We start from the raw sequence: 23,938 nt of genomic DNA, 5'->3' as shown, positions 1-23,938 counted from the left end.
TCTACTGGAATGGTTGGTTAGTCTTTTGAGAGGGCGCTTAGTCAGGCAACGGAAGAACGGTTTGCTTTGAGAAGATTTTTGAGCCGCTCAAGCCAGGCGATGTGCCAGCAACTTATGCTTCGACAGACAGGTTGTAGGAAGCCGTAGGATTCAAACCGAAGACGCCGATCGAAGTAGGATTGCAAAGATTCGCAGAGGCGTCGCGTACTACAACAATCGTAGCAGCATAACCGAATGCTGAATATGAGGAGAGCTATCTAAGATGAAAAAGAAAAACCGGTTAAAGAAATGGCTAATTGGTATTGGCTGCTTCCTAGTCCTCTTGCTTGCCGGCGCCTACTTCGGCATTAACTATGCGGCAGACAAAGTCATGGATAAACTGTCCGATTCTATTCTGGAGAGTGCTATAAGCTCGCCAATATCTACGAATGTTGATGCTGGGGAGCCTTCTTCTTCAGCTCCTGCGACATCCGCCTCATCCTCTGCGCCTGCCCAAGATACGCAACAAGTAAACGCAGATCAACCTGATTCCAACGGCACGGATAAAGCAGGGACAGGAAAAGCTAGTTCTTCCTCCGCTACAAAGACAAACAGTGACGATACATCTTCTGAAAGCTCTTCTAAAGAACCTGACTTTTCCTACAGTGCGGAAGTGTCGATCGATAAGGCAGTAGCAGTGAAGGAAGACATTACTTTTGCCGAAAAGACGAAGTTAATGACGATTATGCTCAAGAGGCTAAACGCGACTGATATTAAGGCCTTGTCGGATCTGGCCGGCGGCGGATTGAGTGTAGAAAAGAAGAAGGAAGCCAAAAAGCTTATTCTTGAAAAGCTGAGCGAAAATGAATATGACGAATTGATTAAGATTGCCCAGAAGTATGGCTTGAGCCAAGGTAAGAGCTACGAGGATTCCAAGCAGGAAAAAGGAATGCAACAATGAGAAGGCAAGCTTTGTCCCGCTTTTCTGGGGGCGTCGGGCTGATTGGGTTCTGTATGCTAGTTGCGATTGTCGGGTGCGCGAAGGATAACAGCGGAGAATTTGCAAGCCCGGCAGTGACAGCTTCAGTATCCGCGGTTCCGACAACCATAGGGACTGACAGTCCCGCACCGAGTGGAATACCTGAAGCCTTGCCCACAGACAACCCGATTGCAAGTGCAGAAGCGAGTACGACTCCGCCTGCCACAATACCAAATGCGAGCCCGGCACCAAGCAAGGGCAGTAACTCGGATGTTAGTTCGGCTCCACAGACGCGAGCGAATTCTCCTAAGCCTGAGCAGCCGGATCCGAGCAAGCGGCAGGAAATCGAGCGCAGCTACGAATCCAAATTCTCCTCTATCCGCTCCAGCTGCCAAGCAAAAGTTAGCAACTTAACCGGAGAAGTGACGTCTTATATTGCAGGGGCCAAGTCGGGGGACGGCGAAGTGTCGATTGCGGACCTGCAGAAGAAGTTCCTGGGCAAGGTTGCCGCAGCAGAGGCGAGCTGTGATAAGCAGTTTAACAGTACGCTGGCGCAAGCGGAGCAGGCATATAAGGACGCAGGAGTCGTAGATACCAAGCTCTCAACGTGGAAGAGTGAATACGATAGCGGAAAGTCGCAGGCGAGACTGTCGGCGATGTCGAAGATTCTGGCTGCTTGGCAGGCAGAGTAGAAAAAGGGAGAGATTAGTCACGTGAAGAGCAAAAGAAACGTAGTAGCCGCAGCGCTGCTGGGAGCGATGTTGCTAGCCGTGCCGGTCGCGGCGTCTGCGGCATCGGCGACGATCGCGGTGGAATCGAAGCCGATCGTCATGGAGTTTGACGGGAAGAAGCTGGCGCTGCCGTCCGGGCAGGTTGCTTTTATGTATCAGTCGAAGGTGTACATACCGCTAAGGTTTGCCTCCTATGCGCTTCAGAAACAAGTTGGATATGACGTTAAGTCGAAGATGGTGACGGTCACGGAGCCGACATCTTCGCAGCTAGTAGCGTTAAAGGAGTATCTGGCGAATGCGACAGCATCGTCAGGACAGGTGGCGACGACGGCTAAGGTCAAGCTGGTACCTACGGCTGTGAAGCTGGTGTTCGATGGCGTTGAGAAGAAATTGCCGGTGGGGCAGCAAGCTTTTAATGTGAACGGCTCCATCTATGTACCGGTTCGATTCTTCGCAGAAGCAGTCGGAACAACTGTGCTGTGGGACGCAAAGACAGGAACTGTCTTGGGCGAATCTAAGGCGTATAGGGAAGCGCAGTCAAACGGTGGCAGCACTAATGAAGGATCAGCGAGCGGCGGCGGTACGGAAGGCAAGGCTGGAAGCGGCAGCAACGGCAGTTCTAGTGGCGGAGAGACGGCCAAGCTGAGCTATGACTCGATTACCGCGAGCGCCAAGAGCCAGTTGGAGACATTGGAGACAAGCTGTGGCAGTGATTTGTTAAGCCTGGCCCTTCAATACTATGCCGCGCCTACTGCTGAACGACAAGCAGAACTCAAGGAAAAAGGCGTAAACAAGTTGAACGCTTGCAAAGCCCAGTTCGAGTCGATTTTGTCCGATACGGAAAACAAGCTGACGACAAATGGATATAGTACCGAAATACTGACTGAATATCGCAAAGCTTTTGAAGAGAAAATCGAGGCTGGAAAAGCGCAATTTAAACAGAGTCAATAGAAGGAGCAATATACAAGCTACTTCCACGCCGGCCTCCGCCGGCACAGCGGGAGTAGCTTGTTTCGCAAGGAGGTAGACTTTTATCGCTACGCTGAAAAAGCTGCTGTACGCCGTGCCACTCGTACTCTGGCTGCTGCTGATTTTTGATTTTTCGTCGCAGCCCTATTCGAAGCAGAGTATTATTCCGTTCATGAAGGCGCATATCGAGAAAAGCCAGCTGCAGCAGATCGTGCCCGATGTGACGGTCCGTTACAATCACAGTGTCATTCATGCGAAGGAGGATCCGTACCGCTTCGTCGAATTCCTTTTTCGCAAGGGCGCCCATCTGTTCATGTACTTCATGCTGGGCTTGTTGGCGCATCTATTGCTGGTTCCGTGGATTCGAACGCTGATGCTTCGCGTGCCTGGCGCGCTGTTGATCGTAGCGGTCTTCGCCAGCCTAGACGAGTGGAACCAATCGTTCACCGGGGACCGGACGCCGACGCCGCTGGATGTGATGGTTGATATAAGCGGAGCCGTGATCGGGCAGGTCCTTCTACTGGTCGTGATCGCGATCTATCGGCGCCTCAAGCGACCAAGGTTAAGAACAGCTTCACGTTGATCGCTCAAGCTACTTTCTCGACAAACTCGATCCCTCCGGACCGCCGGCAGGGATTATTTTTATTTTCCGTGCGCGCGAAATTTATATAATTCTCTTATCGCATGTAACTTTTTGTAGATTACGGAGTCTACTAATAGAGGGGAAGTATTGGGAGTTTGGAAGGAATCGGCTGCCGTGCCGCCCCGCGCAAATCTATGACAACATGGGAGCGTATTACCACTAATGTCTGAATCGAAATTTAACATTCTGAGAGCTGCTAGAGTCGTAAGTATACCAATGTTGGCGGGGACGCTTGTCGTCGCTTCGTTCGCGGGCACCGGGTGGGCGCCGCTCGCGCAGTGGCAGCCTGGCGTCGCTTCGGCGGCGACGGCGGTTACGTACAAGCTGGTGAAGTCCGACGAGGCGATTGTGACCTCAGGCGTGAAGCAGATCAACTATAGCTGGGTGCCGTCCGACGCCAAGAAGGGCACGGAGCTCGTCCATGTGCTGCAGATCGATTTGTCGAATCCGTATGTACAGATGAATGCGCTCAGCGGGAAAAACGGCAGCGTCACGACCGGCCAGTCGGTCGGCGCGATGACGAAGGCGACGGGCGCGGTAGCCGGGGTGAACGGGGACGTGTTTAACACGGGCTCGTCGAGCGAGGGCGCGCCGCTCGGGGCGGAGCTGCGTTCGGGACAGTTGCTGGTCGCGCCGACGAAGCTGCAGGGGATGTACGCTTTTGCGCTGACGAAGGACAAGACGCCGATCATCGATCGGTTCGCGTTCTCTGGCAGCGTGCAGGCGGCCGACGGGACGAAGTTCGCGCTGGCGGGACTGAACAACTCCTCTTATACGACGTATCCGGATAAGACACCCAGCCATGTCAACGCCTTGTACATGTACACGAACGCTTGGACGGCGGCCAACCGGCCGGCGAACAGCGGCACGACGCCGATGGAGGCGCTGGTTGTGGACGGCGTCGTGACGGAGATCGGCGACGGGGTGCAGATCCAGACGCCGATCCCGGCGAACGGCTACATTCTGCGCGGTCACAAGGGCAAAGAGTCGGGCAACTTCATCCTGAACAGCCTGCCGGTCGGCACGCAGGTGACGAGCGCGTACAGTCTCGTATCGCAGACGAACGGCAAGACGTACAGCGAGGGCGACTTTCAGATGATCGTGAGCGGGCATACGCTGCTCATGGACGGCGGCAAGGCGTCTTCGTTCAGCCGGGACGTCAGCGGCGTCAGCGGCTCCGCGGACCGGGCGCGCACGGCGGTCGCCTACTCGCAGGACGGCAAGACGGCTTACCTCGTGACCGTCGAAGAGTACGGTTCGCATGACGGCGTGACGCTGACGGAATTCCAGAAAATTCTGACGGCGCTCGGCGTGTGGAAGGCGGTCAACCTCGACGGCGGCGGTCCGACGACGATGATCACGCGTCCGCTCGGCGAGACGGCGACGACGCTGGCGCATCCGACCTATTTCGGCACGACGCAGCGGGCAGTGGCCAACGGCATCGGCGTGTTCACGACCGCGCCGGCAGGCGAGACGAAGGGGATCGCGGCGAGCGGGCCGAAAACGTTGTTCATCGGCCAGCAGGCGACGTATTCGCTTAAAGCGTACGACACGTATTACAACCCGATCGACGCTGCCGGGTTGACGCCTAGCTGGAGCGTGAGCGGCGGGCTTGGCGCCTTCGCGAACGGCGTGCTGACCGCGTCGAAGGCGGGAAGCGGGGAGCTGACGGTCAAGGCGGGCGCGGCAACCGACAAAGTCGGCATCGAAGTCGTCGGCGGCTCGCAGATTAATCAGCTGAAGGCGACGCCGAATACGACGGTGCTCGAGCCGGGCGCGAAGATCACGGTCAAGTTGTCGGCGACGCTCGCGGACGGACGCACCCTCGAAGTGCCTGCGGATTCTGTGAAATGGGAGTTCAAGGGCTTAACAGCTGCCGCGAGCGGCGGCGTCATCACGATCGGCACGGTCAGCGAGGGGACGAAGACCGGCTACGCGATCGCCAGGTACGACGGTTTCTCGACGGCGTTCGCGCTGAGCGCGGGAGCGGAGAAGAGCTTCGAGACGTTCGAGAACGCGACTTATCCGGTGACGTTCGACAAGCTCCCGGCCGAGACGACAGGCACGGCTGCGATCGTCACGGGCGTGCCTGGGCGCGAGTCGTCCAAGGCGCTTCAGCTGACCTACGACTTCACGGCCGGCACCGGCAACCGCTTCGCCTACGCCCTGCCAAACGGCAGCGCGGGGCTGCCGATCACGGGCAAGCCGAACGCGCTGACGCTGGACGTCTACGGCGACGAGTCCAACAACTGGCTGCGCGCCGAGTTCAAGGGCGCCGACGGCAAGCAGGCGCTCGTGGACATCGCCAAGATGGTCAACTGGAGCGGCTGGAAGCAGCTTCGCGTCGACCTGGCGGGCAGCGGTCTGACTTATCCGGCGACGCTGACCAAGCTGTATGTCGTCAACCTGGCCGAGGGGCAGGACGAACGAGCGCTGACGGGCTCGGTTGCTTTTGACAATCTGTCTCTGCAATACCCGGCGGCCGTCGAAGACGGCGCCCAGTCCAATATCGTGCTTCAATTGGGTCAAAAGTCCGCTACGGTAGACGGCAAGAGCGTAGCGCTCGACATCGCGCCGCTGCTGCTGAACGGCACGACCTACCTGCCGCTGCGGTTCGTGTCGGACGCGCTCGGCGCGGATATCGGCTGGGACCAAACAGCGCAAAAGGCGACCGTTACCGGCGGCGGCAAGCTCGTCGAGCTGTGGGTCGGCAAGCCCGACCTGCTCAATACGGGCGTCCGGGCGACGGCCGCGGCGTCGCCGATTCTACGCAGCGGCAGGGTGCTTGTGCCCGTGCGCGTCGTCTCCACGGAGCTCGGCCGCAAGGTCGGATGGGACCAAAAGACCAAGACGATTACAATTCGCTAATCTTGCGCTACTAGACCTAGCCGGCCCGTCCACGTCGCGTGCAAATATGGTATGATGGAGGCATCCCTTGTCTCCATTCAAGCCCGCCGGGGCTGGAAGCGCGCGACGCGAGGCGGTCCGGAACAGGGCGCGGAGGGGAGTTGCTCGATTGGACTACCGGGTAGAACAGATTGACCGGGTCATACAGAACGCGATGCGCGTCATGGAAGACAGCAAGATGCAAGTATTCGAGATCTGTGAAGCGGCGAGACGCGAGCTTGTATCGCTCAGCAAGGAACTGGAGAACGTCCTCAGAGAGACCTCCGAGACGATCGACAAGGTCGACGGCCTCGAACGGGATTACAAGCTATCGCGCATCCGGCTCACTGAGGTGAGCAGGGATTTCGTACGATTCACGGAGAGGGACATCAAGTCCGCCTACGAGAAGGCGACGCAACTGCAGCTGGATCTGACGGTGTACCGGGAAAAAGAGAATTATTTGAAGGCGCGCCGGGACGACCTGCAGAGCCGCGTCCGCAACGTGGAGCTGTCCATCGAGCGGGCGGAAATGATCGGTTCGCAGATGAACGTCGTGCTGGATTATTTCTCCGGCGATCTCAATCAGGTCACCCGTATCCTCGAATCCGCAAAAAATCGGCAGCTCATCGGTCTCAAGATCATACTCGCCCAGGAAGAAGAGCGCAGGCGCATGGCCCGAGAGATTCACGACGGTCCCGCCCAATCGCTCGCGAATCTGGTACTGCGGACCGAAATTGCCGAGAGAATGCTGGAAACGAAGGATTTGGAGCTGGTACGCAGCGAATTGGTCGATTTGAAATCGCAAATACGCTCGGGACTGGGGGAGATTCGCAAAATCATATTTAACCTTCGGCCGATGGCGCTCGACGATCTGGGTCTTGTCCCTACGCTTCGCAAATTCGTGCAGGACTTCGAGGAGCGCACCTCCATCCGTTCCGTCTTCGAGACGAGCGGGCGGGAGAAGCGAATCTCGACCGCGCTGGAAGCCGCGATGTTCAGGCTCGTGCAGGAGGCGTTCAACAATGCCTTCAAGCATGCCGAGGCGTCGTACATGTCGCTCGATATCGCCTATCTGGAGGATACGATCCGGATGGTCATCAAGGACAACGGCAAAGGTTTCCATACCGATCTGGCGGAAGCGCAGGCGAAGAAGAATGCCAAGTTCGGACTCATGGGCATGAAGGAACGCGTGGATCTGCTGATGGGGGATATCGTCTTCGATTCAGCCATTGGGCAGGGCACCACGATAACCATACAAGTACCGATCAAAGCCGAAGTGCGGAAGGAGTTGGACATTAATGGAGAGTAAGAATTCGAACATCGCCTCGGGCCGCAAGATTAAAGTCCTCCTTGCCGACGACCACCAACTGTTCCGCGAGGGTCTCAAGCGCATCCTGAACATGGAGCCCGACCTGGAGGTCATTGGCGAGTGCGGGGACGGCATCCAGGTGCTGGAGTTCTGCAACGGGCAAAAGCCGGACGTCGTCCTGCTGGACATTAACATGCCGACGGAGAACGGCGTCATTGCGACGGAGAAGCTGCGCGACATTTTCCCGGAGATCAAGGTTATCATCCTGTCCATCCACGACGACGAGAGCTATGTGTTCGAGACGTTGCGCAAGGGTGCCACCGGCTACCTGCTGAAGGACATGGAGGCCGAGTCGCTCGTCGAGGCGATCCGTACGGTCGCGAACGGCCATGCCTACATCCACCCGAAGGTCACCGGCAAGCTCATCAATCAGTTGCGCCGCATGACGTATCTGGATGAGATCGGCGCCGCTTCGGGCGCTGCGGCGAGCCGCGAGACGATCACCAAGTTCGTGCCGCGGGGCAACAATCCGCTCACGCGCCGCGAAGCCGAAGTGCTTCGCCTCATGGCGGAGGGCAAGAGCAACAAGAACATCGGCGAGAGCCTGTTCATCAGCGAGAAGACGGTCAAGAACCACGTCAGCAGCATTCTGCAGAAAATGGAAGTCGACGACCGCACGCAAGCCGTCATCAACTCGATCAAGTTCGGCTGGGTGACGCTGTAAATCGATATCGCAATCTTGCAACCTCGTAATCTCGCAATCTCGCAGCAGCAGGAATCATACATATGGCAAGCGGCTCAGGCGCCATCCGTTGATCGATCATACGGACGGCGTCTGTTTTTTTGATTGCATTTTTAATCTCTAGTTGACAGGTCGGGATTATGGATATAATATGAATTTAATGAAACGAAGGTTTGGCGAAATAGGAAAAGATCGAATCGACTGGACAGCCGGAGATTCAACCGAAGCGCTTGGGGGCGCTTAGGTTGGATCTTTTTTTGTTTCGAACAAAGCTCGAACATTAGGGGAGGATGATTGAGAAATGAAACAATTCGCGCTATCCAAGCTGGCGATCTCCGTGGTCGCAGCTACCGTCGTATTCGGCGGGCTGACCTATGCGGCCATTGCGGCCAATCAAAAGACGGAGGCTGCCGCATCCGCGCCGGAACAGCAGGCGGCGGCACCGCAAGCGACGGCTGCGCCCGAGCAGCAGGCTGCTGCGCCAGCAGCGGAAGCCGCAGCGCCGGCTGCCGAACCGCAAACGGCTGCGCCTGAAGCTTCGGCAGCGCCGGCAAGCGAGGCTGCTGCGCCGGTAGCGGAAGCCTCCGGCGAAGTCGTAGAAGCTGCGGCCGTATCCAATGACGGCGCAAACGTCAAAGCGGCCGACCTGAAGGCAAACGAACCTGCGCCGACCGCGGCGCCTGGCGAATCCAAAGCAGCTAAATCCGCGCCGGCCGAGTCGAACGATAAGGCGGCCGCCGCAGCTGTCGTGAAGACCGCGTCCGTGCAAACGCAAGCCGAGAAATCCGCTCAGCCGACGACGGCAGCGCCTAAAGCGACGCCGGCGCCCACGGCGAAGCCGTCTGTCGTGACGACCGCGCAGGCAACCAAGGCGCCTGAGCCGACCGCCGCTCCGCAAGCTTCCGCCGCAGCGGAAAAGCCTGCGGATGCCGCGCCTGTGAAGGAAACGCCTGCGAAGGCGACGACGTTTGTGAAAAAGGTTGAAGCGCCTAAAGCGTCCGCGACGACTGCCTCCGCCTCTTCCTCGAGCTCCGCTTCCGCCTCGTCTGGCTCGTCGTCTTCTTCCGACGAGATTTGCCCTCCGGAAGAAGAGATTTGCCCATAAGCCGCATCAACCCTACCAATTAACTTGAAAAGATACAGAAACGAGGCGTTCGGATTGAAATTGAAATGGAGAGCTCAACGAATTGTGGCTCTGCTGCTCGCCGTCTTCGTGGCGATCCCGGCACTGGCGGCGCACGCGGCCGAACAAGCGCCGGAAGGCGTCGTCGCGTCGAGCGGCAGCGGTGCCGGCCATTACGATTATTTTAACGACGTGTACCCGTCGCTGAAAAATGAATCGCATGTGTTCCAAACGACGACCTACGAGGATATCGCGCAAATCTTCAGAACGCCGGGCACCTATGCCGTCGTCTTCGGCGGCGTGGCCAACCCGTCCACCCAGGCGCAGATCGCTTACATCAATCAGGTCGCCAAGGAAAAGGGAATCTCGAAGGTGTACAACTTCGACACCCGCCTCGACGGCAAGGACGATCTGGACATCGCGGACAGCGCCAATCCTTTTGCCTACAAATATACCGATCTCATCAATTCCTTCCTGAGCACCGCGCCGGATGCGGCGAACGTGCAAAATCAAACTTACGTGTTCGTGTACAACAAGGACCGTGAGGGAAGCCCGGTCATCGCAGGCTTCAAGAGCGCGGCGGTCGCGGCGGACTTCAAGTCAAACGGCAGCGCGGACCCGGCCAAGATCGACGCTTACAAAGCGGAGATCCGCAGCGTGTTCGGTCAGGCGAGCGCCTACAGCACGATCAGCGCCTACCACTTGATCGCGCCGGGCTTCAACCACAACGCGCCATTTTATGCGCCGGTCGCAGGCCCGATTTTCGACGAATCCGACAAGGACCTCGTGCTGGAGCACGTGACCTACGACGAGCTGCTCGGCATTTTGCGGAGCGAAGGCGACTACGTGCTGCTGTTCGGCGGCTCCTGGTGCCCGAATACGCAGGCGGCCGTCAAGTACATTAACGAATATGCGAAAAAGTATGGCGTAAACAAGGTTTACTTTTTCGACCCGCGCCTAGACGCCGGTCTGAATCTGCAAAAGCCGGAAGCCAACTATCACGATAACGACAAGCTGATGATTCGCGACAGCGCGAACAAGTACGCTTATCTGTATGTGGATCTGGCCAAGCAATATTTGACCAACCTGCGCGCGGAATACGAGACAAGAGCGACCTCCAACATCTTTTATACGAACAGCAACGGCGTGAAGGTAGATGCCATTCGTCTGCAAGTGCCCTATTTCTTCACGTATAACAAGGACAACAAGGACGCGGACGGCAACGCCGCGCCGATCCTCGGCCACATTGAGCTCATGTACAACTGGAAGGACACGGTGTTTAAGGATCAGGATGCGACCAAGTCCTATCAGAACTACATCGAAGCGCTGAACAGCGTGCTGTCCCGCACCGAAGCGCTGCCGACCGGTCTCGTCGGCGTCGAGCCCTCGCAGTTCGGCGGCACGGACGGCCGCATCGACGGCGTCGAAGGGAAGGCGCTGGAGTACAAGAAGGCGTCCGACACGGAATACACGGCTGTCACGGGCTCGTCGATCTGGCGCCTCGCGCCGGGCGAGTACGACGTCCGCTACAGATCGATCTTCGGCGCGCAAAAGAAAAATTCGACGACGAAGAGCTACGACAAGATCGCGTATAAGCCGGGTCAGTCGGTTCGCCTCACGGTGCCGCAAAACACGACGCCGCTGCAGCTGGCCGCGCCGCAAGGCCTGAAGGGCATCGCGACGTCGGTATCGAGCGACGTGTACGGCGGTCAGATCAACGGTACGGCAGCTGGACAGGAATATAAGAAAGTAGGCGCAGATGCTTATACGGCAGCAACGGTGCCTTCGATCACGGGGCTCGTCTACGGCGACTATCTCGTGCGCAACAAAGCGAAGGACGGCATCAACGCTAGCCCGGACACGCTCGTGACCGTGCCGAAGTTCGGCGAGCAATCTGCGCCGGCGGGTCTCGCGGGCGTCGCGCCGAGCGGGCCGAACGTCAAGGACGGACAGATCACGGGCATTACGGAAGGCTTGGAATACAAGGATGCTTCCGTGGCTGACGCGGTGTACAGCAAGATCGAAGGCAATGGTGCAAGCGGCAAGCTGACCGGCCTCTCGCCGGGCACCTACACGCTGCGTTATGCGTCGACCGACAAGCTGGCCGTCGGACCTTCCGTCGACGTCGTCGTGCCGACCAAGCAGGCGCAGGACGCGCCGACCGGTCTGCAAGGCGTAGCGCCGACGAGCGCGGCGAACGACGACGGACAGATCACGGGCGTGACCGCCGATCTGGAATACAAGGCGCACGGCGCGACTGCCTATACGCCTGTAACCGGCTCCGCAATCACGGGCCTTGCGGCCGGCAAGTATCATGTGCGCGCCGCAGCCAAGCCGGGCTACTACGCCAGCGCGGACGTCGAAGTCGAGGTGCCGGCGTACGTGGCGCCTTATGTCCCGCCATACACGGCGACACCGACGCCAACGCCAACCGCTCCGCCGGAAGGATCCGGCGCGAATGACGGCAAGACCGTCGTCACAGCCAAGCTTGCCGCCAAGTACGACGCGACGAGCGGCCTGACCTCCGCGTCCGTCTCGGCGACCGAGATCGCAGGCCTGGTCGACGGCGCGAAAAAAGCCGAGACGGCAGGCAAGACGGCTGTCATCGAGCTCACAATCGAAGCCGGCGCGGACACGAAGTCGGGGCTGCTGACCTTGCCGCGCGATGCGCTGAAGGCGCTCGCCGGCGCGACCAAGGCAGAGATCAGGATCAACTTCGCGGGCTTCGGCGCGATCGCGTTCGACGCGAAGGCGTTTGCCGCCATCGGCTCGGCCGAAGGGACGGGCGACGTCGGCGTTCAAATCACGAAGTCCGAGCTGACCGAAGAAGGCAAGCAAGCGCTCGGCGACCGTCCGGTATACGATCTGGCGGTCACTGCGGGCGAAGCGAACGTATCCGCTTTCGACGGCGGCAAGGTGAACGTAAGCCTGCCGTACACGCTGAAGAGCGCAGAGTCCGCGAACGCGATCGTCGTCTACTACGTGAACGAGACGACGGGCGAGCTCGAGACGGTGCGCGGCAAGTTCGACGCGGCCGCGAGCGAAGTCAGATTTACGACCACACACTTCTCTCAATACATCGTCGGTTACAATCCGGTGAGCTTCGCGGACGTCGCGGCCTCGTCGTGGTATGGAGACGCAGTCGGATTTCTGGCGGCACGCAGCATTACGACCGGCACGGACGCCGAGCACTACAGCCCGGGCGCGACCGTGTCGAGAGGCCAATTCGTGACGCTGCTGCTCAAGGCCTACGGCATCGCGCCGGAAGCCGATGCGGCGGATAACTTTGCGGATGCGGGCGACGCGTATTACACCGGCTACCTCGCGGCGGCCAAGCGACTCGGCATCGCGACCGGCGCAGGCGGCAAGTTCGCGCCGAACAGCGAGATCTCGCGGCAAGAGCTGTTCACGCTGCTCTACCGCACGCTGAACGTGCTCGGCGAGCTGCCGGCGGCCAAGACGGGCGCGACCGTGACCGCATTCGCGGATGCCGGTGCGATCGCCGGCTATGCGCAGGACGCGTTCAAGGCGCTCGTTGAGAGCGGCGTCGTGGCGGGCAGCGGAGGCAAGCTCGATCCGACGGGCGCATCGACGCGCGCGCAGGTCGCGCAGGTGCTCTACAATTTGCTCGCCAAGTGATCGACCTGAATAAGCAAGGAACGGGATGGGCGGCCGATGGCCGTCCATTCCGCCCGTGTTGACGCAGGTGAGCGGGGAGAGGGGCGGCTTTTACGATGAAAAACAAATGGGCGATCCTCTTCGCCGCACTCGTCCTCTTGGGCGCGGCCTTGTACGTATCTAGCGACTTCGACGAGGGAGGCGGCGGCTACGCGCAGGTTCTGCAGGACCGGCAGGCGCGCCTTAACGGGCAAGGAAATGACGGGCGGCCGGGCACGCAGCAGTCGGATGCACAGCAGCCGGTGAATCAGCAGTCGGAGATGCAGCAGGCCGAGGCACAGCAGTCGAAGACGCAGCAGACGGAAGGGCGGCAGTCGGAGACGCAGCAGACCGAAGCGCGGGAAATCGAAGTGCGGCAATCGGAGGCAGACCTGTTGGAGGAAGCGCCCGATTTTACCCTGAAGGACCTGGACGGCAACTCCGTCTCGCTGCAAGATCTGCGCGGCAAGGCGGTCTACCTGAACTTCTGGACGACCTGGTGCAAATGGTGCAAGAAGGAGATGCCCGCCATGAAGCGGGTGCACGCCAGTTTCGAAGGCGAAGATCTGGCGATCGTGGCCGTCGATATCGGCGAGGACCGCGACAAGGTTGCTGCGTACATCGCCAAGGGCGAATACCCTTTTCCAGTGCTGCTCGATTCGGACAAAAGCGTGTCCAAAGCTTACCGCGTGACGTCCATCCCTGTCTCGGTATTCGTGGACCGGGAAGGGCGCATCGCCTACAGGAAGCTCGGCACGATGAAGGAAGACGAGATGCGTTCGGTTCTCGAAGCGCTCGTCGAATGACAATAATCGGGAAGAGATGATCAACCTTATGAACAGCGTAGACAACAATCTGCTCTCCGCGATCGAGACGAACTGGTACAGCTTCGTCGTTTCGATTTTCGTATTTTTCATCCTGTACTTTATGGCCCGCAAACGCATCGGCTTCGGCCTTCGCGTCATTACGGGACTCGTGCTCGGCCTGCTCGCAGGCATTCTGCTGCAAAATCTGGACCTGGACACCAAAGCGATCACCACGTTCGGGAGCATCTACGTCAGCCTCATTAAGATGCTGGTCATACCGCTCGTGTTCGTGCTTGTGCTGAACAGCATCGCTTCGCTCACCAGTCTCGAGTATTTGCGCAAAATCGGCTTCAAAACATTCGCCTGGTTCCTCGGCACGACCGGCGTGGCCTCGATCATCGGGCTGCTGATCGCGCTGCTGTTCAACCCGGGCAAGGGGATCCGGCAAGCGGTGCCGGAAGGCTTCGAGGCGAGAGAGATTCCGACGTTCTCCCAGGTCATCCTCGATCTCGTGCCCTCCAACCCCGTGCTTGAAGCGGCCAACGGCAAAGTCGTGCCGGTACTCATCTTCGCGCTGTTCATCGCCGTGGCCATCATCAAGGTCGGCTCGCGGAACGCGGAGGCCGTCCGTCCGGTACGCGAGCTGATCGCTTCGCTGACGCAGGTGCTGCACCAGGTCGTTAAGTTCATCATCCGCCTGACGCCCTACGGCGTATTCGCGCTGATCGCGGGCATCACGGCCAGGTACGGCTGGGAAACGCTGCAGGAGCTCGGAAGCGTCATTGTCACTTCCTACGTGGCGCTGATCGTTCATTTCGTGCTCGTGTTCGGCGGGCTCGTGCTGCTCGTGGCGCGGGTCAACCCGATTCGCTTCTTCAAAAAGATCTATCCGACGATCGCCGTCGCGTTCACGACACGCAGCAGCTTCGCGGTGCTCCCGGTCAATCTGGAGGTCATCACCAAGCGTCTGCATGTATCGGACAAAATCGCGAGCTTTGTCGCGCCGCTCGGCGCCTCGGTCAACTTCAACGGCTGTGGCGGCATCTGGCCCGCGATCGTGGCGGTGTTCACCGCGCAGGTGTACGGCATCGACCTGACGGGAACGGATTATATCGTGCTCGTGCTCGTCAGCATCATCTCTTCGATCGGCGTGGCGGGCGTGCCGGGACCGGCCGTCATCTCCACGACGGTCGTGCTGACCGCGCTCGGCCTGCCGCTCGAAGGCATCGGCATCGTCGCCGGCGACGAAGCGCTCATCGATATGGGCCGCACCGCCGTCAACGCGACGGGCACGACCGTCACCTCGCTGCTCGTGGCGAATGCCGAAGGGGAGTTCGACCGCGAAGCGTTTAACCGCGACGAGGACGAGGATCTGGTGCTGAATCCGGCGTGAGGCTGGCGTAATTAATTTTGCCTGACGTTTTATGGGGGCCTTCGCTTGCTGCGGTTGCGGCAGGGCGGAGGCTCTTTTATTGGGGGCGGGGCGAGTGTGCGCCGGAGCAGTCGTTTGGGGCGGCTGTTCGGGGCGGCCGTCCGGGGTAACGGTGCGGGTCAACCGTCCGGGGCCGGTACTCGGAGAGACAGACGAGGGAACCGCTGCGTGCCGGTCGGCATATAGTGTCGCATAGCGGCGCGGCCTTTTCACAAGAGGAAGGACTGTCTCGGGCGATACGGGGACGGGGGCCGCCGAGTTCATGCGAAGGAGGTGGCTCCTGTGATCGGATTGCTGCTGTGGATCGCAGGTTGCTATGCGGTCGCCGCGGCTTGCGCCTACCGGCTGCTGAGACATTGGCGCAGACCGGTCGCGAAGCGGCACTACGTCATCGTCGCGGGCAATCACGAGGATCAGATCGAGTGGGTGATTCGCTCGCTCCGTTATCAAGGCAGTCTGTCGGGGACCGATGTCGGCATTACCGTGCTGCTCGAGCCGGAGGCGGCGGACGGCACCGCGTCGATCGTGGAAAAGCTTGTGCGCACGGAAGCGGGCGTGAGCCTGATCCGCCAGCTGCCCGAGACCGGCGAAGATTACGCGACGGGGCGCAGGCGCTGGGAAGAGGCGAAGACGGCGTATGCAGAGGCGTGGAACGGGCCGGACACGGTGTGGATGGAGCTGCCGCGGAGCGGAAGCGTCGGTGGGAATTTTGACGGCGACGGCGACGGGGACCGTGAGAGCGAGAGCGTGGATGAGGGACGTTCGGAATTGACATCCGTTTCCGATCGGCTACAATAAAGGTGGGAAACGAGCGGTTCGGCGCGGAACGTGCGTATGGCGCCAGCCGGAAGCGACAGTTGTATCTAGGAAATGACAGCAAGCAACGGGTGAAGCACACTCGCTATAGGCCTAACGGGGCCGAGGCGGTGTGCTTTTTTGCGTTCGGAAAAAGGAGGAGGCGCGGCATGAAGGCGACGGTATACGCGGTACGGCTGCAAACGGGGTGGCAGGCGAGGTACACGGTGGATTGGGAGACGGATGAAGGGGTCTGGCTCGATCCGGACTATCGGCACGGAGTAGCCGAAGGATGGGGGGCGGCGGCCGCGGATCTTCCGCGGGCGACGGGGGCGATCGTGAAGCTGAAGCGGGCGCTGCCACTCGGTGAGGCGGAGGCTGCGTGCGGACAGCTGCAGGCGGCGCTTACGGGGAGGCGAGAGCAGGGCGAGGCGGAGGTGGGGGCGTTGTTGCAGCGCTTGTGCGGCGATGCGGCAGGGGCAGGCGGCAAATATGCGAAGCTTGGGGAGCTGTGGCTGGGGCTTGGACGCGGTCGGCGGGAAGGGAGCGAATGGCTCGGCGCATCGGCAGGAGCCGCCAAGGAAGGCTGCGAGCTGCTGTCGTCTTTGTCCGGCGGTAAGTACGGGAGAGGCGCAGCCGCCGGGAAACTAGAGGCAATGCGACTTCGGGTGCTCGTGCCGTTGATGGAAGGGCGTTCGCTGCTCCAGGCGGAAGCGTCGGCGCTGCTCGCCGATCGCGCGCCCGGCATCGCGCTAGGCACTGGCTTGCCGGGCTTGCTACAGTTGGGCGCGCTGTTCGGCGTCTTGCGGCTTGGCGCCGCGGTCGCGCTCGGCGCGCCGCCGCGGGCACGGCGCCTGCGCTGCCGGCGATGCGGCAGCGGCGAAGCCGCGCTGAGGCGCACTGCGTGCGCCTCCTGCGGGAGCGCCGCCTGCGCCGTCTGCGAGGCGTGCCTGGCGCTGGGCCGCAGCCGCGCGTGCGGGCTGCTCGTGCGCGGCCCGGCGCCGGCGGCTTCGCCGCTCGGGGCGGCCGCGGCAGCCGCCGGGCCGCTTGCGGCGGACGTATGCGCGCGCTGGGGCCTCAGCCTGGCGCAGCGGGCCGCCTCGGAGCAGGCGGTGCGCTTCCTGCTGGCGGAGAGCGGGCGGGCCCGAACAGCAGGCCGGGATGCGTCCGGATTTTGGCGTCTATCGATGGATCGCCTCCGCACTAGCCTCAACTTTCATGCTGGGTCGCTACAGAGGGGCAAATTCTCCGAGCGCTCTACAGCGCGGCTTGATGCGCCGTATGGCGATCCATTAGCCATACAGCCGCGTTCTTTTCTGTTATGGGCCGTTACGGGAGCCGGCAAGACCGAGATGATCTTTCCGCTTCTGGACGCGGTGCTCGGCGCCGGCGGCCGCGCCTTGCTCGCGACGCCGCGCCGGGACGTCGTGCTCGAGCTGGCGCCGCGGCTGGCGAAGGCGTTTCCCAGCCGAAGCATGGCGGTGTTGTACGGCGGCAGCGGGGACCGATGGCAGCAGGCCGACCTGACGCTGGCGACGACGCACCAGCTGATGCGCTTCGGGCAAGCCTTCGACCTCGTGCTGATCGACGAGCTCGATGCGTTTCCCTACCACGGGGACCCGATGCTTCACTATGCCGCCGCAGCCGCCCGCAAACCCGACGGCGCGACCGTACTGCTCAGCGCGACGCCGCCTGCAGCCATGCGCCGTGCCGTCAGCTTCGGTCGTCTGCCGTGCGCGAAGGTTCCCGTCCGTTACCACCGGCATCCGCTGCCCGTGCCGCATGTCTATATTATGGCGCCGATGAAGCGGTGGAGCAGCGGCGGCTTAACCGACGATGCGAAAAAAGCGCGCGACTTTAGCTCCCGCATAGCTGGCAGACAAGCGTCGGCGCTATACGCTCGCATCGGCGCGTCGCTTGCGCGCGGCGCCCAGGTCTTTATTTTCGTGCCGTACATCAAGCAGATCGAAGCGCTGGTCGCGCTCTTTCGCCGTCAAGCGCCGCGCTGGGGCATTTCGGCGGCCAGCATCGACGGCACCTCCTCGCAAGACGACGGGCGCCGGGATAAAGTGATGGCTTTTCGCGAGCGAGAACTGCGCTTGCTCGTGACGACGACGATTCTCGAGCGGGGCGTCACCGTTCCGCGCAGCGACGTCTTCATCCTCGACGCCCACGCCAAGCTGTTCGACGAGGCGGCGCTCGTTCAGATGGCCGGACGCGCCGGTCGCTCGGCGGACGACCCGGACGGCCGCGTCTGCTTCTGCGCCGCGCATCGAACCCGGGCGCTCGCCGGCGCGATCCGGCAGGTGACCGCGATGAACCGGCTCGCGCGCAGCGGCGGGTATTTGCTCGACCTGCCGCGCGACGAACGGCGCATCCGCTTAGGCAGCCGCCTTAACGGCGTATTCAAGCCGAGCCGTCGACAAGGCGGCCGCTCATGAAGGGCTTGCTTCATGCCGTTTACGGACTTCTTCATCCCGTGCTTCGGCAATGTCCGGTTTGTCTGCGCGAGGTGCGCGGCGAGCCGGCTCCTTCTCCCGTACCGGTGTGGCATCCGGAGGCGAGAATGCGTTTAGACCGGTTATGCGGCGCTTGCGCGACCCGCATCCCTTGGATTTGGGCGCCGATGTGTCCCGTTTGCGGCAGGCCCGGCCGATGCGGGGATTGCCTGCGCCGCAAGCTGACGCATTTCAATGGCGTACGGTGCGCCGTGCAATATCGGGACGAGATGAAGGGCTGGCTCGCCGACTTCAAATACAGGGGAGCGGAGCGGTATGCCGAGATTATGGCCGCTATGCTGTCGGGCGCCATGGAGCGGCTGCGGGCGGATTTCGGCGGCGCCTTCGACCTGATCACTGCCGTTCCGCTTGCGCCGGGCAGGCTAGAGGAACGGGGATTCAATCAGGCCGAGCGCATCGCTGCTGCGGTGTCCGCTTGGTACGGGATTCCGTACCGTGAATTGCTGAAGCGGACGCGGGATACGGACAAGCAGAGCGGCAAGGCGCGCCGCGGGCGCATTGAAGACATGCGCGGACTGTTCGCGCCTGTGGAAGGTTTTGCCGTCGAGCGGCAGCCGGAGCGTTCGCTCCGGATCCTGATCGCGGACGACATCTACACGACGGGGAGTACGATGAACGATTGCGCCCGCGCGATTCTCCAAGCCGCGCCCGGCGCCGAAGTCTACGGGATCGCCTGGTCTAGGACATGATGGACTTTGCGTGCCAATTTCAATAAAAAGTGTACATGACCTACCCGTATCCTTTACAATAAAAGGACGATATCGAATGCTGTCGATCCTCGGATCGGGGACGGAGGTTGCTCATGAATCTAGCGAATTGCCCCAGTTGCGGCAAGCTGTTCGCTCGCCATATTAGAGAGGTATGCAACGAATGCTTCGCCAAGGGCGAAAAGCAGTACGAGAGCTGCCTGGACTATCTGAAAAAAAACAAAGGCACCACGATCAACGAACTGTCGGAGGCGACAGGCGTCAGCATCAAGCAGATTACCAAGTATATCCGCGAAGGACGTATCTCGCTCAAAAACGCCGTCAACATGCACTACCCCTGCGAAATGTGCGGCGCCCCCATTCGCGAAGGCGGCATGTGCGCGAGCTGCCACAGCCGGCTGCAGGCGGAGATCCGAAGCGCCACCAGCGCCAGGAAGCAGAGCGAAGGCGCCGATTCGACAGGATCCGAGAACACGTATCGAATCAAAGACCGATTTAACGATCGGAATTAGGCACGACGTTCTATTAACTTCATACGGGATGTAGCCGATAATACCTGTAACGGTTTATCGGTCTTTTATTTATTCGGGCTGAAACTTCAAGTCGCCGAGGTGAGTCTTATTATGAAAATCAACGATACGCAGCGTATAGGCGCCTATAGAGCCTATCAGAATAACAACGAAGTGCGTCCGGGCAGCCAGACGGGGCCGAAGCGCAAGGACCAGGTGCAAATCTCCGAGGAAGCGAAGGAGCTGCTGGGCGCCCAAGGCGCGCAGAGCGCGGAGCGCGCGGAACGGATCGAGAGCTTGAAGAAGGAAGTATCCACGGGTACGTATCATGTCGACAGTTCGAAGCTGGCAGAGAGATTGCTGCCTTTCTTCCGCCCCATCCCACCCCAAGAATGAGGTGAACTCTTTTGAGTTTCCAACTGTTAAAGACGGCGCTGGAAGAACTGAGCTTCATGCTGGACGAGATGCTTCCGCTTGCTCGAGATAAGTCGGACGTCATCATCCGGAACAAGGTGGAGGAGCTCGTCTCGCTGACTTCGAGAGAACTTCGCATAACGGCAAGAATGGAAGAGCACTACCGGGAGATCGAGAGAGCGACGTCGGCATGTTGGACCGAGCTGGGCATGCGGATGAGACCGGACCGTACGTTGTCCGATCTCGTTCAAGCCATCCCCCGATTGGAAGATAAGAGAGCCTTAACGGAGCAGGCCAAGGCGTTGAAGGCGAAGCACGACGAGCTCAAGACGCTCAACGAGCGCAACCAACTGCTCGTGAAGCAATCGTTGGATTGGATCGATTACGAGCTGCATTTAATTGCCGGACCTCTCGAGCAGGAGATCACCTATTCTTCGGACGCAGCAACCCAGAGCTATTCGGGCGGGTCGTATCGAAGAGTGTTCGACGCGCGTGCATAGCATACGAAGCTGAGGAGATGAATAGCGTTGAGATCCACTTTTCATACATTGGAGACGGCCAAGCGGTCGCTCTTCACGCAGCAAGCGGCCCTGAGCACGACCGGGCACAATATCGCGAATGCCAACACCGCTGGGTACTCGCGCCAGACGGTCAATATGCAGGCCACTCGTCCGATCGAAGCGATCGGCATGACCCATTCTACGGCGCCCGGCCAACTGGGGACCGGCGTTGAGTTCGATTCGATTACCCGGATCCGCGAGCAATTTTTGGACAAGCAATATCGGAATCAGAGCATGGATGTGGGAAATTGGACGATTCAAGCCGATACGCTGTCCAAGCTCGAAAATGTCTTTAACGAGCCCAGCGACACCGGAATCCGTAGTTTGATCGACAAGCTCTGGACCTCTTGGTCCGACCTGGCTCAGGATCCTGAGAACGTGACAGGCCGTAAGATCGTCCGCGAGACGGCGATGGCGCTTACGAACGCGATCAATCTGACGAGCAAGCAATTGGGCGACATGAAGGCGGATCTCACGGCCAACATCGAGACCAAGGCGAACGAGATCAACTCTTATCTGACCAATATTTCGGATTTGAATCGGGAGATCAGCCGAATCACCGGGTATGGGGACGATGCGAACGACTTGATGGACCAAAGAGATTTGCTGACCGACAAGTTGTCCAAGATCATTAACATTAACGTGACGAACACGGACCAAGGTTACGAGATCTCGATGGGCGGCGTACAGCTCGTACAAGGGGCTACGTCTTTTCCGGTCGATTCGGCTTCCCTCGAGTCTGCATACGGCGGCGGCAGCGGCGGCGATCTGACCAGCGGAGAAGTCTACGGCGTGCTCAAGTCCCGCGACGGCTACGTTACCGATTACCAAAGCCAGCTGGATACGCTGGCCAATACGCTCGCCAACGGCGAGTTCAAAGTCACATTGCCGGCGGGAACGGTCCTCCCGAACGGGGTCACGCTCGACGGTACCACATACAGCGACAGCAACCGATTTTTATCCAGCCCGCTAGAGGTGGCCGTCAAAGGAATCAATGGCTTGCACAAGCTGGGTTATACGCTCCAGGATCCGCTGCAGACGGGCGGGGACTTCTTTGTTTCGTCCGACGGTGGACCGATCACGGCGGCGACGTTTGCGCTTAATCCGCTAATCCAGGATAAGCCGGACCTGATTGCGTCGTCGATGAAGACCTCGGGAACGCCCGAGAAGGTCGTACCGGGCAATAACACACTCGCATTGCTTATGAGCAATCTGAAAGACACGAAGTTCACTTTCACCAGCCCCGGCGGCACCGTGCCCGTCGTCGCACAAGGGAGATTGGACGACTTCTACCAATCGGTCATTGGCCAGTTGGGCGTGCAGTCGCAGAATGCCCAGAGGCAAGTGGACAACCAGGAGACGCTGCTTACCAACGTGGAATCTCGAAGACAGTCCGTGAGCGGTGTATCGCTCGACGAAGAGATGTCGAACATGATCAAGTTCCAGCACGCTTACAATGCCGCGGCTAGAGTGATGACCACATTCGACGAGATGTTGGACAAGGTTATCAACGGTATGGGCACCGTAGGCCGCTAACGTAAGTATAGAAGGTTAGCTTTTAACCAAGAGAGGGGGACCCTGCCATGGCCCTGCGCGTGACGCAAGGCATGATTCAGTCACAGGTCGTTCGCAATTTGAACCACAACCTGAACTCGATGACCAATTCACAGGAGCAGTTGACGACGGGACGCAAGATCAACAAGCCCTCGGACGATCCGGTCGGGATTACTTACGCACTCCGCTACCGGAGCGAGATCGCCATGAACGATCAGTTTCAGCGCAATCTCACGACCGCCACATCGGCCGTCGATCACGTCGATACTGTACTTGGACAGATTAACGATCTCGTTTCGCGTCTTAAAGAGTTGACCGTCAAAGGCGTCAGCGATACGAGTACGCCCGAGTCCCGTGTCGCCATCGCCAAAGAGATGGATGGCATCTATAGCAATCTGGTGACACTCGGCAACGAGCAGTTGAACGGCAAGTATATTTTTAACGGTCAACAGACGCTGACCAAGCCGTATACCGAAGCGACGGCAGGTACGGTGGATACGGACGACGGCGAGATCACCTTGTCTTTGGCTCCGGGCGTCGAGATTCCGACGAACATGTCCGGCAACAAGGTTTTCGGTTCTTCCACGGATGCCGACAATCTGTTTACCGTCGTGCGCACGCTGCGCGATGCCTTCGATTCGAATGACTCAGCGACGGCGCGCAATACGATGAGCAAACTGGATACGAGACTGAATACGTTTCTGGGGATTCGGTCCGAGGTCGGCGCCAGGGCCAATCGGATCGAGATGCTGGACAGCCGCAACAAAGATCTTGACGTTACGCTGAACAGTCTGAGCGGGACGGTAGAGGATGCCGATATGGCGGCTACCATCACGGAGCTTCAGACCCAGCAGAATGTGTATCAGGCCTCTCTCTCCGTAGGGGCGAAGATTATTCAGCCTAGCTTGGTGGATTACCTGAAATAATAGAAAGCCATAGTCGTGGGGGTGCCCGGAGTGGAATTTTTGCGTTTATCCATTCAGACGACGCCTGCCCTCCTTGGCATCGAGTCGCCGCGTGGAAAACTGGATATTCAATCACCGCGGGGGCAGTTGGAGATCTCCTCTCCTAAGGCGGACGTGCAGATCAGTCAGCCGCGCGGGGAGCTCACGATTGACAGCTCGGCTGCCTACTCGGCCTATGGGAAAGGCGGCGTGCTTGAGACCGCGGACCGAATCGCGAATCAGATGAAGCAACGGGTTGTTGAAAATATCGGGAAGATCGCGCAAGAGGGCGGCCGGATGGCGCAAATATCGAATCCGGCGAGCGCCGTCGCGGAGATCGCGGCCAATGCCCTTAGCCCTAAAGAGACGCTTCAAGCGGCCGGTCCGGCGGGATTATTCAACGTAAAAGTGAATTATACGCCGCATGACGCGGAGATCAACACAACGGCCAACCCCGCCCAGATTACGTACCATGTCAACAAACCGGAGATTCAGTACACGCCGCAGAAGGCGGAGATCTATGTCCGGCAGATGAATTCCATTCATATCTCGGTGAGCCAGTACGATTGGTTCGCTTGAATTCAAAGTCTATTGTCTGTAATCTAAGGGCTGTGAGCGCGGTAGCCATCGCGTGAACAGCTCGTTTTTTCATCTGAAGGAAATGTTGGATTCGATATTAA

Annotated in this window: 20 protein-coding genes and 1 pseudogene; all 21 read left to right on the top strand. The window is 59.6% G+C overall.

The features are described from left to right. Window positions 1–50 precede the first annotated feature (50 nt). Window positions 51–230 (top strand): annotated as a pseudogene (locus tag KVT38_RS34950) (hypothetical protein); the annotation flags it as partial. Between the two features lie 32 nt (window positions 231–262). Next, on the top strand, window positions 263–940 hold the full coding sequence (locus tag KVT38_RS23890; RefSeq protein ID WP_217596258.1) for a hypothetical protein: 678 nt from the start codon (window positions 263–265) through the stop codon (window positions 938–940). 482 nt (window positions 941–1,422) lie between these two features. Next, window positions 1,423–1,650 (top strand): hypothetical protein, encoded by a 228-nt coding sequence (locus KVT38_RS23885; protein ID WP_217596257.1) that lies wholly within the window; start codon window positions 1,423–1,425, stop codon window positions 1,648–1,650. A gap of 21 nt (window positions 1,651–1,671) precedes the next feature. Further along, window positions 1,672–2,640, top strand: a complete 969-nt coding sequence (locus KVT38_RS23880; protein ID WP_217596256.1) for a copper amine oxidase N-terminal domain-containing protein — start codon at window positions 1,672–1,674, stop codon at window positions 2,638–2,640. 112 nt (window positions 2,641–2,752) lie between these two features. Next, window positions 2,753–3,241 (top strand): VanZ family protein, encoded by a 489-nt coding sequence (locus tag KVT38_RS23875; RefSeq protein WP_217596255.1) that lies wholly within the window; start codon window positions 2,753–2,755, stop codon window positions 3,239–3,241. Between the two features lie 222 nt (window positions 3,242–3,463). Continuing rightward, entirely contained in the window at window positions 3,464–6,169 is a 2,706-nt protein-coding gene (locus KVT38_RS23870) for a stalk domain-containing protein (protein WP_217596254.1), read from the top strand. Window positions 6,170–6,317: 148 nt separating this feature from the next. Further along, complete coding sequence (locus KVT38_RS23865) at window positions 6,318–7,496, top strand: sensor histidine kinase (RefSeq protein WP_217596253.1); 1,179 nt, start codon at window positions 6,318–6,320, stop codon at window positions 7,494–7,496. Beyond that, the gene (locus KVT38_RS23860) at window positions 7,486–8,220 is read left to right on the top strand and encodes a response regulator (RefSeq protein ID WP_217596252.1); all 735 of its coding nucleotides are present in this window, start codon (window positions 7,486–7,488) and stop codon (window positions 8,218–8,220) included. The genes KVT38_RS23865 and KVT38_RS23860 overlap by 11 nt, the downstream gene beginning before the upstream one ends. A 319-nt stretch (window positions 8,221–8,539) precedes the next feature. After that, window positions 8,540–9,343: a hypothetical protein gene (locus tag KVT38_RS23855; RefSeq protein ID WP_217596251.1), complete on the top strand. Its 804-nt coding sequence runs from the start codon at window positions 8,540–8,542 to the stop codon at window positions 9,341–9,343. Between the two features lie 54 nt (window positions 9,344–9,397). Next, window positions 9,398–13,000: an S-layer homology domain-containing protein gene (locus tag KVT38_RS23850; protein WP_217596250.1), complete on the top strand. Its 3,603-nt coding sequence runs from the start codon at window positions 9,398–9,400 to the stop codon at window positions 12,998–13,000. Between the two features lie 95 nt (window positions 13,001–13,095). Next, on the top strand, window positions 13,096–13,824 hold the full coding sequence (locus tag KVT38_RS23845; protein WP_217596249.1) for a TlpA family protein disulfide reductase: 729 nt from the start codon (window positions 13,096–13,098) through the stop codon (window positions 13,822–13,824). Between the two features lie 28 nt (window positions 13,825–13,852). Further along, a complete protein-coding gene (locus KVT38_RS23840) occupies window positions 13,853–15,217 on the top strand; it encodes a dicarboxylate/amino acid:cation symporter (RefSeq protein ID WP_217596248.1) in 1,365 nt (454 codons plus the stop codon). A 321-nt stretch (window positions 15,218–15,538) separates the two neighbouring features. Continuing rightward, window positions 15,539–16,054, top strand: a complete 516-nt coding sequence (locus tag KVT38_RS23835) for a hypothetical protein (protein WP_217596247.1) — start codon at window positions 15,539–15,541, stop codon at window positions 16,052–16,054. A gap of 167 nt (window positions 16,055–16,221) precedes the next feature. Continuing rightward, window positions 16,222–18,492 (top strand): helicase-related protein, encoded by a 2,271-nt coding sequence (locus KVT38_RS23830; protein ID WP_217596246.1) that lies wholly within the window; start codon window positions 16,222–16,224, stop codon window positions 18,490–18,492. Next, entirely contained in the window at window positions 18,489–19,259 is a 771-nt protein-coding gene (locus KVT38_RS23825) for a ComFC family protein (protein ID WP_217596245.1), read from the top strand. Before KVT38_RS23830 ends, KVT38_RS23825 begins: the two co-directional genes overlap by 4 nt. 113 nt (window positions 19,260–19,372) lie before the next feature. Continuing rightward, window positions 19,373–19,789: a TIGR03826 family flagellar region protein gene (locus tag KVT38_RS23820; protein WP_217596244.1), complete on the top strand. Its 417-nt coding sequence runs from the start codon at window positions 19,373–19,375 to the stop codon at window positions 19,787–19,789. A gap of 111 nt (window positions 19,790–19,900) precedes the next feature. After that, window positions 19,901–20,182: a flagellar biosynthesis anti-sigma factor FlgM gene (gene flgM / locus KVT38_RS23815; protein WP_217596243.1), complete on the top strand. Its 282-nt coding sequence runs from the start codon at window positions 19,901–19,903 to the stop codon at window positions 20,180–20,182. 11 nt (window positions 20,183–20,193) lie between these two features. After that, window positions 20,194–20,700, top strand: a complete 507-nt coding sequence (locus tag KVT38_RS23810; RefSeq protein ID WP_217596242.1) for a flagellar protein FlgN — start codon at window positions 20,194–20,196, stop codon at window positions 20,698–20,700. 27 nt (window positions 20,701–20,727) lie between these two features. After that, complete coding sequence (flgK, locus tag KVT38_RS23805) at window positions 20,728–22,296, top strand: flagellar hook-associated protein FlgK (protein WP_217596241.1); 1,569 nt, start codon at window positions 20,728–20,730, stop codon at window positions 22,294–22,296. Window positions 22,297–22,343: 47 nt separating this feature from the next. Beyond that, window positions 22,344–23,240, top strand: coding sequence for a flagellar hook-associated protein FlgL (flgL, locus tag KVT38_RS23800; RefSeq protein WP_217596240.1), 897 nt, complete (start codon window positions 22,344–22,346; stop codon window positions 23,238–23,240). A gap of 30 nt (window positions 23,241–23,270) precedes the next feature. Next, a complete protein-coding gene (locus KVT38_RS23795; RefSeq protein ID WP_217596239.1) occupies window positions 23,271–23,837 on the top strand; it encodes a DUF6470 family protein in 567 nt (188 codons plus the stop codon). Window positions 23,838–23,938 lie beyond the last annotated feature (101 nt).

This window comes from Cohnella sp. GbtcB17, assembly GCF_019091135.1.
Classification (GTDB): Bacteria; Bacillota; Bacilli; order Paenibacillales; family Paenibacillaceae; genus Cohnella.
This window is presented reverse-complemented; position numbering and strand designations above follow the sequence as displayed.